This is a genomic window from Dactylosporangium salmoneum (assembly GCF_039532525.1).
GTDB lineage: Bacteria > Actinomycetota > Actinomycetes > Mycobacteriales > Micromonosporaceae > Dactylosporangium > Dactylosporangium salmoneum.
In genome coordinates this window covers 1-10707 of the sequence record NZ_BAAARV010000034.1, presented here as the reverse complement: position 1 = coordinate 10707, position 10707 = coordinate 1, and the positions used below count along the sequence as shown (strand labels likewise).

Sequence of the window (10707 nt, the reverse complement as noted above, 5' to 3'; positions counted from 1 at the left end):
CGTCGGTGAAGTTCTGCCCGCCGGTCACCTTCAGCGCCGAGGGGGTGACCGTGTAGGTGGTACCTTCGTTGGTTACCGTCCACGTGCGGTTGCCCCGCGCCTGTGCGCCGGGGCGCAGGAGGCCGTTGACGCCCTCCTGCGGAATCTCCCCGCCGTCGTAGAAGTCCTGCTTGCGGTCGTGGCCCTGGTACCACAGCCCCGACCCGTCGGACTCCTGGCAGATCCACACCTCGTGCCCCTTGGCCGTGCGGATGTACTGCACAAGCATCAACGGCAGCGCGGTATTCCCGTCCTGCGCCTTGGCCGCCTCCCCGATGAAGTCCGGGCACCGCGTCGGCGGCAGGCTCGGCGCCTGGCGCGTCGCCGCGGCGGAGGTCACTCCCGGGGGCACCGCCGACGGACCGTCACCGGATGCTGACTTATCCTCATCGATGTCGCGGCGTCCGATCACGTACCCGAAGAGCGCCCCGACGACCGTGAGGATGAGCAACGAGAGCAACACGACGGTGAAGGTCCGGCGCGATCCCTGCCCGGGACCGGCCTCGTAGCGCGACATGCAAAGCAGGATCGCACCTGTGAGCCAGCACTCCGCATGCTGCCGGGTGGCCACGAGGATCAGTAGGCTGAAAGTACGAGGGTGGATCACCCATGGGGAGGACACGACACGTGGCTGGAAACAGTGCATTCGTGGTGGTCGCCAACCGGCTGCCCGTCGACAAGGTGGTCGGCCCGGATGGTGAGGTCAGCTATCGCCGCAGCCCAGGCGGCCTTGTGACGGCGCTCGAGCCGGTGCTGCAGCAGCGCGACGGCACATGGGTCGGCTGGCCGGGCGGAGCCGGGGAGGCCGACACGCCCGAGGAGACCTTCGAGGCCGGCGGGGTCCAGCTGCACGCGGTCCCCCTGACCGCGGGCGAGATCGAGCGCTACTACGAGGGCTTCTCCAACTCCAGCCTCTGGCCGCTCTACCACGACGCCGTGGAGACGCCCATCTTCAAGCGGCGCTGGTGGGAGTCGTACCGCCTGGTCAACGAGCGGTTCGCGAAAGCGGTCGCGGACGATGCCGCACCGGGCGCCACGGTCTGGGTGCAGGACTACCAGCTGCAACTCGTGCCGGCCCTGCTGCGCGAGACCCGGCCCGATCTCAAGATCGGCTTCTTTCTCCACATTCCATTTCCCCCTGTCGAACTGTTCATGCAGCTACCTCGCCGAGCCGACATTCTCAAGGGTCTGCTCGGTGCCGATCTGGTTGGTTTCCAGCGGCCACTCGGCGCACAGAACTTCGTCCAACTGGCCCGACATCTGTTGGGCACCCGGGTGCGCCGCGGCATCGTCGAGTGGGAGGGGCGCACGGTACGGGCCGAGGCGTTCCCCATCTCCATCGACGCCGAGGAGATGCGCCGGCTCGCCGCCTCGCCCGAAGTGCAGGCCCGAGCGGCCGCCATCCGCACCGAACTGGGGGATCCGCGCACCATCATCCTGGGCGTGGACCGGCTCGACTACACCAAGGGCATCGAGCGAAGGCTCAAGGCATTCAGGGAATTGCTGTCGGAAGGACGACTGACGGCGCCGGAGACGGTGATGGTACAAGTGGCTACGCCGAGCCGGGAGCGGGTGGAGCACTACCAGACGCTCCGGGTGAACGTCGAGCGCGAGGTCGGGCGGATCAATGGCGAGTACGGACGAGTTGGCCAACCGGCGGTGCACTATCTCCATCAGTCGTACAGTCGGGCTGAACTGGCCGCGCTGTACGTCGCGGCCGACGTCATGATGGTGACTCCGTTGAGGGATGGCATGAACCTGGTGGCCAAGGAGTACGTCGGCGCCCGCGTCGACGGCGGTGGCGCCATCGTGCTGTCGGAATTCGCCGGCGCGGCAGCCGAACTGCGCCAGGCGTTCCTGTGCAACCCGCACGACCTCGACGGGGTGAAAGACGCACTTATGCGTGCGATCCATGTCGACCCGGTCGAAGGGCGCAAGCGAATGCATGCTATGCATTCCCACCTGCGCGCGCACGATGTGCGCACCTGGGCGGACGCGTTCCTCGACGCGCTCGGCGCGGCATCATGAACCACTCGATGCAGGATGCCCGACACCCAGCTGAATGCATCAACGACCTACATCGATCCCACGAACAGGCCGGACATGAACCAGACCTCGGCGACAGGCAACGTCCTCTCGCTCGACCCGGACCTCCGCGCGGCGGTGCTGCGCGTCGCCCGCGTGCCCAACCTCTTGGTGGCATGTGACTACGACGGCACCCTCGCGCCGATCGTCGCGGACCCCACCAAGGCGACTCCGACCGCTGAATCCGTAGCCGCCGTGCGCGCGCTGTCGTCGCTGCCACAGACGACGGTGGGCGTGATCAGTGGGCGGGCCCTCCGCGACCTCGCCGCCCTGTCGCGCCTGCCCGCCGAAGTGCGCCTGGTCGGCAGCCACGGCTCCGAGTTCGACGTCGGCTACATCGACGAGCTCCCGCCCGAGCGCCAGCAGCGCCGGGCCGAGCTGCAGGCCGCACTCAACGCCATCTGCAACAACCAGCCGGGCGTCCGGCTGGAGGTCAAGCCGGCGAGCATCGCCGTGCACACCCGGGCGGCCCCGCGCGACGTCGCCCAGCGCGTGTTCGACGCCGTGCGCAGCGGTGCGGCCCTGTGGCCGGACATCGAGGTGACCACCGGCAAGGAGGTCATCGAGCTGTCGGTGGTGCCGACCGACAAGGGCCTGGCCGTCGACGCGCTGCGCATGCAGGTGTCGGCCAGCGCGGTGGTGTACCTCGGCGACGACACCACCGACGAGAAGGCCTTCGCCCACCTGCACGGGCCGGACCTCGGCATCAAGGTCGGCGGCGGCGAGGAGACGCTGGCCCGGTTCAGCATCGGCGACGCGCAGGAGGCCGTCGCGCTGCTCGAGCTGCTGCTCTTCACCCGGCGGCGCTGGCTCTTCGGCGAGCAGGCGGTGCCGATCGAGCGCCACTCGATGCTCTCCAACACCCACACGGTCGCGCTGCTCACCCCGGCCGCGCGGGTCACCTGGCTGTGCCACCCCAGGCCGGACTCCGGCGCCGTCTTCGCCGACCTGCTCGGCGACACCGCGGCGGGGCACTTCACGGTGCAGCCGGAGCGCGGCGGGATTCCGCTCGGCCAGCGATACCGCCCGGGCACCATGACCGTCGAGACCCGCTGGTCGGGCCTGACCGTCACGGACTGGCTCGACCACCACCGCACCGGCAACTCGCTGATCCGCGTGCTGTCGGGCAGCTCCCGGGCGCGCATCGACTTCGTCCCGCGCCCCGACTTCGGCCAGGTGCACATCCGCCTGCAGCCGCTCGGCGACGACGGCCTGCTGGTGCTGGGCTCCAACGAGCCGATCGCGCTCTACTCCCCCGGCATCGAGTGGGAGATCACCTCCGACGGCCACAGCGACCTGGCCCGTGCCACGGTGGACCTCGGCGCCATGGGCGGCAACGCGATGCTGGAGCTGCGCCTGGGCACCGACTCGATCGAGGCCCCCCGGGTCCCGCTCGACGAGCGCCAGATCGCCGCCGAGGCGGCCTGGCGCGACTGGTCGGACTCGCTGAAGCTGCCCTCGGTCGCCAAGGACCTCGTCCGCCGCAGCGCGCTCACCCTGCGCGGCCTGTGGCACAAGCCGACCGGCGCGATCCTGGCCGCGGCCACGTCCTCGCTGCCCGAGGAGATCGGCGGCTCCCGCAACTGGGACTACCGGTACTGCTGGCTGCGCGACGCCTCGCTGACCGCCAAGGCGCTGGTCGACCTCGGCTCGACGGAGGAAGCCGAGTCCTTGGTCCGCTGGACGCTGCGCGTCGCCGACAACACCGACGGGCACCCGGAGCGGCTCCACCCGCTGTACACCCTGGACGGCACCGAGCTCGGCCCCGAGGCCGTGATCGAGGCGCTCCCCGGCTACGCCGGCTCCCGCCCGGTCCGCGTCGGCAACGCCGCCAACGGCCAGGTCCAGCTGGACGTCTTCGGCCCGGTCGCCGACCTGCTCTGCGCCCTGGCCGACGTGCGGCCGCCCGAGGAGGGCGACTTCGCGCTCATGGACGCCATGGTCGAGGCCGTCGAGCGCCGCTGGCACGAGCCCGACCACGGCATCTGGGAAGCCCGCCGCCGGCCCCGCCACTACGTGTACTCCAAGGTCATGTGCTGGATGACCGTGGACCGCGGCATCCAGCTCTTCGAGCGCCAGGGCCGCCCGGTCCCCGACGTCTGGTACACCCTGCGCAAGACCATCGCCGACAACGTCCTGGACAAGGGCTGGAACGAGAAGCTCGGCGCGTACACGGTGGCCTACGGCTACGAGGAGATGGACGCCTCGGTGCTGTGGATCGGCCTCTCCGGCCTCCTGCAGGACGACGACCCGCGCTTCCTGGCCACCGTCCTGGCGGTCGAGGCCGAGCTGCGCGAGGGCCCGACGGTGTACCGCTACCGCTGGGACGACGGCCTGCCGGGCGTGGAGGGCGGCTTCCACCTCTGCACCACGTGGATGATCGAGGCGTACCTGCGCACGGGCCGCCGCGCCGACGCCGAGGAGCTCTTCGCCCAGTTCATCGAGTGCGCCGGCCCGACCGGGCTGATCCCGGAGGAGTACGACCCGATGACCGAGCGAGCGCTGGGCAACCACCCGCAGGCGTACTCGCACCTGGGTCTCATCCGGTGCGCGCTGGAGCTCGACCGCTCCTGACGGTTTGCTTTCGGGGCGCTCTCCCTTGCGAGGGAGGGCGCCCCTTTTGCACGATAAGCCTTGCTTTCGGGGCGCTCTCCCTTGCGAGGCAGGGCGCCCCTTTTGCACGATAAGTCGGGCGCTGGCGCGCCCGACTTATCGGATTTTTCGCCCGACGGACCTTATGAGGGCGTGTGCGGAGCGGCCGGGGGCGGGGCGTCCGAGGGCGTGTGCGGAGCGGCCGGGGGCGGGGCGTCCGAGGGCGTGTTCAGGGCGTCGACCACTGGGCCGATCACGATGACCGCGGGGGGCCGCAGGGCCGCCTCCTTGGCCGCCTCCGCGACCGTGGCCAGGGTCGCCCGCACCGCGCGCTGATCCCGGGTCGTGCCCTCCTGCACCACCGCCACCGGGGTCTCCGGGGCGCGGCCGTGCGCCTGCAGGACGGCGGCGATCGCGGGCAGGTTCTTCAGGCCCATGAGCACGCACACGGTGCCGCGCAGGCGGGCCAGGGCCGGCCAGTCGACCAGCGACTCCGGGTGCTCCGGCGCCAGGTGGCCCGAGACGACCGTGAACTCGTGCGCCACGCCGCGGTGGGTCACCGGGATGCCGGCCGCCGACGGCACGGCGATCGCACTGGTCACGCCCGGCACCACGGTCACCGGCACGCCGGCCTCGGCGCAGGCCAGCACCTCCTCGCCGCCGCGGCCGAAGACGTACGGGTCGCCGCCCTTGAGCCGCACCACGAACTTGCCGGCCTTGGCCCGGTCGACCAGGACCCGGTTGATCTCCTCCTGGGCCGCCGAGGGGCCGTACGGGATCTTGGAGGCGTCGACGAGCTCCACCTCGGGGCGCAGCTCGTCGAGCAGCAGGCCGGCGGCCAGGCGGTCGACGACGACCACGTCCGCGGCCGAGAGCAGGCGGCGGCCCCGCACGGTCAGCAGCTCCGGGTCGCCCGGCCCGGACCCGACGAGGGCCACCGTGCCGCGCCGGGGTTCGGCGCCGGCGGTGTCCAGCCCCCCGGCCGAGAGCCGCTCGCCGATCGCGTCGCGGACCGCTACCGCGCGGACCGGGTCGCCGCCGGCCAGGACCGCGACGGTCACCGGGCCGTGGCGGGTCACCGCGGGGGTCCAGGCGGTCGCGGCGTGGCGGTCGTCGGCGCGGACGGTGAAGATGCGCCGGGCCGCCGTCGCCTCGCTGATCGCGCGGCCGGCCTCGGGGTCGTTCACGGCGACGTGGACCAGCCAGACGTCGTCGACGTCGGCCGGCTCGAAGCGGCGGGCCCGCCACGTGAGCCGGCCGGCGTCCACGTGGGCCCGCAGCGCCGGGGTGATGTGCGGGGAGACGAGCACGACGTCCGCGCCCGCGTCGAGCAGTGCGGGCACGCGCCTGGTGGCGACGGCGCCGCCGCCGACCACCAGGACGCGCAACCCGTCGAGCTGTAGACCGAGGGGGTAGGGGTTCACTTGTGGGCTACTCCAGCAGAGTCGAAAGTGGCGACCTCGTGCAACACGCGGACAGCACTGGCCACGATCGGCAGCGCCAGGACGGCGCCGGTGCCCTCGCCCAGGCGCAGGCCCAGGTCGACGAGCGGTTCGAGCTCAAGATAGCCGAGCGCCACGGTGGCCCCGGGCTCGGCCGAGCGGTGACCGGCCACCATCGCCCCGCTCGACAGCGGGGCCAGGGCCTGCGCGGCCAGGGCGGCCGACGCGGCGATGACGCCGTCAAGGACCACGGGCACGCGCAGGGCGGCCGCGCGCAGGATGAACCCGGCCAGCGCCGCGTGCTCCAGCCCGCCCACCGCGGCCAGCACGTCGATCGGGTCGTCGGCCTCCAGCCCGACCACGGCCGAGGTGACCACGGCGACCTTGCGGGCGTGCGTCTCGCTGTCGATGCCGGTCCCGAGCCCGGTCACGGCGGCCGGGTCGGCGTGCGTGAAGGCGGCGATCAGCGCGGCCGAGGGCGTGGTGTTGGCGATGCCCATGTCGCCGGTGAGCAGCGCCCGGGCGCCGCCGGCGACGAGGTCCTCGGCGACCTGCATGCCGGCCTCGATGGCCTGGATCGCCTCGTCGCGGGTCATCGCCGGCTCGACGCTGAGGTCGCGCGTGCCGGCCCGCACCTTGCGGTCCAGCAGCCCCTCGGCCGGGTCGAGCACGGCCTTCACGCCGACGTCGACCACGGTCACCCGCACGCCGGCCTGGCGGGCGAAGGCGTTGACGACCGCGCCCCCGGCGACGAAGTTGGCCACCATCTGCGCGGTGACCTCCTGCGGCCAGGGCGTGACGCCCTGGTCGTGCACGCCGTGGTCGCCCGCGAAGATGGCCAGCGCGGCCGGCTCCGGGATCGGCGGCGGACAGGCGCCGGACAGGCCGGCCAGCCGTACCGCCAGCGTCTCCAGCGCGCCGAGGGACCCCATGGGCTTGGTGAGGCGGGCCTGCAAGGCCCGGGCGGCCGCGATCGCCTCGTCATCGAGCGGCCGGATCGCGGCGATTGTCTCGTTCAGCATGTTGACCCTCCCAGTACGTCTGACAACACCGCGACGAAAGCATCACTCGTGGCAGTGTCCCGCACGGCAATACGTAACCAGTCCGGGCCCAGTCCGGGGAAGGTTTCGCCACGTCGCACCGCGAACCCGCGCTCACGCAGCGCGGCGCGCACCGACTCGCCGCCCGGCACCTTGATCAGCACGAAGGAGCTCGCCGGGCGCCCGGCGACGGCCACGCCGGCCCGCTCCAGCGCGGCGACGAGGTGCGCACGGTCGGCGGCGAGCCGGGTGGCGATCTCACGCTCCATGTCCACGGCACGCGGCGAGGCGCAGGCGATCGCGGCGGCCAGCGCCGGCGTGGACACGCTCCACAGTGGAGCGTGCTCGCGCAGCCGCTCGATCAGCTCGGCCGGGCCCAGCACGTACCCGATGCGCAGGCCGGCCAGGCCCCACGTCTTCGTCAGGCTGCGGATGACCAGCAGGCCGGGCAGGTCCCGGCGCCCGGCGAGGGACTCGGGCTCGCCGGGCACGGTGTCGGCGAACGCCTCGTCGACGACCGTGACCCGCCCGTCGCGCGTCAGGGCGGCGAGGTCCTCGGCGGGGTGCAGCACCGATGTTGGATTCGTCGGGTTCCCGATGACGAGGAGATCGGCCTCCGGCGAAATTTCCAGATTCTTCAGTACGAATCCATGGGCTTCGGAAAGCACTGCGCGGGTCACGTCGTGGCCGGCCGTGCGCAACGCCGCCTCCGGCTCGGTGAACTGGGGGTGCACGACCACCGGCCGGCGCGGGCGCAGCGCCGGGCCGAGCAGCGTGAAGGCCTGGGCGGCGCCCGCGGTGAGCAAGACCTCGGAGGGCGGCCGGCCGTGCCGGGCCGCGATCGCCGCGGTGGCCTCGGCCGGGTCGGGGTAGCGGGCCAGATGCGCCAGCGACGCCGCGATCGGCCCGGTCAGCCAGGACGGCGGGGTCTCCTGCCGGACGTTGACCGCGAGGTCGACGAGGCCCGGCGCGATCTCGGCGTCGCCGTGAAAGCGCAGCATCTCGTGATCGTCGCGTACGGCGCGGCGATTTGTCCTAGCTTAAGAATGTGATCAGGCGCACCATGCGGGCGGCCGGCGGCCTCCTTACCCTCCTGCGAACCGGCCTCATCGTCGGCCTCGCCGTGGCCGCACTGATCTACCCGATCGCGGCCGTCACGGGGGTCGGCGCGAAGAAGGGCGCCGACGCCCTGGCCATGTCCCCCGACGAGCTGCGCCAGTCGCTGCCGGCGCAGACCACGCACGTGTACGCCGCCGACGGCACCACGCTGCTCGCCCAGTTCTACGAGGAGTACCGCACGTACACCGGCCTGTCCACGGTGTCGGACAACATGCAGCAGGCCATCGTCGCGGCCGAGGACGCGCGCTTCTGGGAGCACCACGGCGTGGACTTCAAGGGCGTGGCCCGCGCGTTCGTGGCCAACAAGAAGTCCGGCGCCGTGTCGCAGGGCGCGTCCACGATCACCATGCAGTACGTGCGCAACGTCCTGCGCGACTCCGCCCGCACGCCGGCGGAGGTCAACGAGGCGACCGAGCAGACGGGCGCCCGCAAGCTGCGGGAGATGAAGCTCGCGATCGAGCTCGAGAAGCACATGAGCAAGAACGAGATCCTGGAGCGGTACCTCAACGTCGCCTACTTCGGCCATCGCGCCTACGGCATCCTCGCCGCCGCCGAGATCTACTTCTCGAAGAAGCCGGCCGACCTGACCGTGCCCGAGGCGGCGATGCTCGCCGGGCTGGTGCAGGCCCCGTCGGCGTACGACCCGGCCGGCACCGACTCCCGGGCGGCCAAGACCCGCCGCGACTACGTCATCGACCGCATGATCGACCTGAAGTACCTCTCCGCCGCCGACGCCGCCGCCGCGCACGCCGCCCCGATCGCGCTGAAGCTGTCCGAGCCCCCGAACGACTGCCTCGCCACCCGCGCGGGCTGGGGCTTCTTCTGCTCCTACCTGCGCACCTGGTGGTCGGCCCAGCCCGCGTTCGGCGCCAGCCCCAACGAGCGCATCGACAAGCTGCGCCGCGGGGGGTACTCCGTGGTGACCTCCCTGGACCCGCGCACCCAGGACATCGCCCAGCAGCAGATCCTCAAGCGGGAGCAGACGCGCAGCCCCTACGCGCTGGGTCAGGTCGCCGTCGAGCCGGGGACCGGGCGCATCCGGGCGATGGCCGTCAACCGGGTGTACTCCCTGGACCGCGCCAGCAACGGCCCACACTCCGACCCGAGGCAGCGCAAGCGCCTGCGCGGCAACTACCCGAACACGGTCAACCCGCTCCTGGGCGGCGGCGACATGGCCGGGTACCAGGCCGGGTCGACGTTCAAGATGTTCACCATGCTCGCCGCGCTGGAGCAGGGCCTGCCGCTGTCGACCGCGATCTACGCGCCCAAGACGTTCCAGTCGAAGTACAAGACCGGCCGCAACTCCCCGGCCCACTGCGGCAACGACTCCTGGTGCCCGTCCAACGCCTCGGACTCGATGACGGGCCGGCAGACCATGTGGTCGGGCTTCGGCAAGTCGGTGAACACGTACTTCGTCCAGCTGGAGCAGCGGGTGGGCGCGGACTCGGCGGTACGCATGGCCGAGCGCCTGGGCCTTCGCTGGCGCACCGGCATCGACAAGCTGCAGGCCTCCCCGGCCAAGGCGAAGGGCTGGGGCGCCTTCACCCTCGGCGTGGCCGACACGACCCCGCTGGAGATGGCCGGCGCCTTCGCCACCGTCGCCGCCGACGGGATGCACTGCGACCCGATCCCGGTCACGTCCATCACCGACGTCGAGGGCAAGCCGGCCGTCGACGACAAGGGCGTGGAGGTCGCCAAGCCCCGCTGCGCCCAGATCCTGTCCCCCGACGTGGCCCGCGGCGCGGTCGACGCGGCCCGCTGCGTCACCGGCTACCGCGCCGCGACCGGCGACTGCGGCGGCTGGTCCACGGCCCCGCGGGTCTACCCGACCGTACGCCGCCCCGTCGCCGGCAAGTCCGGCACCACCGACGACGATCGTTCGGCCTGGTTCGTCGGCATGACCCCCGACCTCACCATCGCCGGCTTCATCGCCGACCCGGACAATCCGCTGCACCGCGTCGGCTCCGGCAACGCGGGCAAGCCCCGCGAGGCCGTCGCGGAGACCCTTCGGGACGCGCTGGCCGGCACGCCGGTGCGCGACTTCACGCCGCCGAGCCCGGCCATCTCCGGCAAGAGCGCCGCCAAGCCGGCCAAGAGCCGTGCCCGCACCGCCCACGACGCCAAGCCCACCCCGCGCCCCGCGGCCCACTGACCGGACGACGCCTACGGCCGCTTCCGGCGTCACCTACCCGCAGGCCGGCACCGGCCAAGCAGCCCCGCCCTTCCTGCCAACGACAGCGCACCGAGCGGCGACCCGATGCCCCGTCCTGCAAGCCACCGGTCACCCCGCCCGTCGCCGCCCCAGCGACCCAGCGCGGCGACCCAGCGGCACGGCGGCCTGGCGGCCTGCGGCACGGCGGCCTGGCGGCCTGCGGCACGGCGGCCTGGCG

General features: G+C 72.4%; 7 protein-coding genes. 3 read left to right on the top strand and 4 right to left on the bottom strand.

Translation table 11 applies throughout. From position 1 onward, the window contains the following. Window positions 1-556 (bottom strand): hypothetical protein (locus ABD352_RS23530; protein ID WP_344614623.1); only part of this gene is annotated, 556 nt, incomplete at its 3' end. A gap of 92 nt (window positions 557-648) precedes the next feature. Here ABD352_RS23530 and ABD352_RS23525 point away from each other — a divergent pair. Continuing rightward, the gene (locus ABD352_RS23525) at window positions 649-2067 is read left to right on the top strand and encodes an alpha,alpha-trehalose-phosphate synthase (UDP-forming) (protein WP_425553614.1); all 1419 of its coding nucleotides are present in this window, start codon (window positions 649-651) and stop codon (window positions 2065-2067) included. Window positions 2068-2142: 75 nt separating this feature from the next. Continuing rightward, the gene (gene otsB / locus ABD352_RS23520) at window positions 2143-4698 is read left to right on the top strand and encodes a trehalose-phosphatase (protein WP_344614621.1); all 2556 of its coding nucleotides are present in this window, start codon (window positions 2143-2145) and stop codon (window positions 4696-4698) included. Between the two features lie 161 nt (window positions 4699-4859). Here otsB and cobA read toward each other — a convergent pair whose 3' ends face one another. Genes cobA through cobC form a run of 3 tightly spaced genes read right to left on the bottom strand, consistent with a single transcriptional unit; the run spans window position 4860 to window position 8199 of the window. Then, window positions 4860-6140 (bottom strand): uroporphyrinogen-III C-methyltransferase, encoded by a 1281-nt coding sequence (cobA, locus tag ABD352_RS23515; protein WP_425553612.1) that lies wholly within the window; start codon window positions 6138-6140, stop codon window positions 4860-4862. Then, window positions 6137-7180, bottom strand: coding sequence for a nicotinate-nucleotide--dimethylbenzimidazole phosphoribosyltransferase (gene cobT / locus ABD352_RS23510; RefSeq protein ID WP_344614620.1), 1044 nt, complete (start codon window positions 7178-7180; stop codon window positions 6137-6139). Before cobT ends, cobA begins: the two co-directional genes overlap by 4 nt. Continuing rightward, complete coding sequence (cobC, locus tag ABD352_RS23505; RefSeq protein ID WP_486303853.1) at window positions 7174-8199, bottom strand: Rv2231c family histidinol phosphate aminotransferase CobC; 1026 nt, start codon at window positions 8197-8199, stop codon at window positions 7174-7176. Before cobC ends, cobT begins: the two co-directional genes overlap by 7 nt. Window positions 8200-8246: 47 nt before the next feature. On the opposite strand from cobC, the gene ABD352_RS23500 reads away from it, so the two are divergent. Beyond that, window positions 8247-10469: a transglycosylase domain-containing protein gene (locus tag ABD352_RS23500; protein ID WP_344614619.1), complete on the top strand. Its 2223-nt coding sequence runs from the start codon at window positions 8247-8249 to the stop codon at window positions 10467-10469. Window positions 10470-10707 lie beyond the last annotated feature (238 nt).

What these genes read in the sequence shown, in the direction of transcription:
- cobT (WP_344614620.1), bottom strand. Translation starts at nt 7,180, where the DNA reads ATGCTGAACGAGACAATCGCCGCGATCCGGCCGCTCGATGACGAGGCG.
- ABD352_RS23525 (WP_425553614.1), top strand. Translation starts at nt 649, where the DNA reads ATGGGGAGGACACGACACGTGGCTGGAAACAGTGCATTCGTGGTGGTC.
- otsB (WP_344614621.1), top strand. Translation starts at nt 2,143, where the DNA reads ATGAACCAGACCTCGGCGACAGGCAACGTCCTCTCGCTCGACCCGGAC.
- cobC (WP_486303853.1), bottom strand. Translation starts at nt 8,199, where the DNA reads ATGCTGCGCTTTCACGGCGACGCCGAGATCGCGCCGGGCCTCGTCGAC.